Raw genomic sequence first — 525 nt, 5'->3', positions numbered from 1 at the left:
GCGGCGGTGAGCGCCGTGTTGCCGCGCGCTTCCACCACGCGCGACTGCTCGTCGTGCACATCCAGTCGCACGCGCCAGCCGCGCGCATCGTGCATCGCCTGCGTGGAAAACACCCAGCGCGCACCGCTGGATTCATGGAGAGCTTGCGGGCGCGCGCGTGTCTTCGTCGACTCTGCCAATGCGCCCAGGCGCAGGCTCTGGTCGCTGGGGACCACCTTGAGCCCGCTGCGTCGCAAACGACTGGCGATGTAATCCATCGCGCCCAAACGAACCCACGCATTGTCGGCGTCGTTGGGCGCGACCGCGACGGGGAGCACGAGGACAAGGTCACCGGCCTGCGTGGTTGCGACGTGCGCCGGTCCGTTGCGTTGCGTCCACGAAAACCAGCCGCCCAGGACCGCGAGCGCGACGCACAGCGCGGCAACCCACCAGCCCCATCGGGATCGTGATGGCGCGGTGTCGGGCACCGGTTCGATGTTCGGCGCGAGGGGAGGCTCGGACACGCGCGCCTCGTCCGGCGGTGCG

At 70.1% G+C, this 525-nt stretch carries 1 protein-coding gene; it reads right to left on the bottom strand.

Annotated elements, in window-relative coordinates:
* The coding region (locus AC1DRF_RS31980) for a hypothetical protein (RefSeq protein ID WP_477742825.1) at nt 1–525 on the bottom strand (525 nt) is incomplete at both ends.

The sequence above is a fragment of the Priestia sp. P5_B4 genome (genome assembly GCF_056400385.1).
This window is presented reverse-complemented; position numbering and strand designations above follow the sequence as displayed.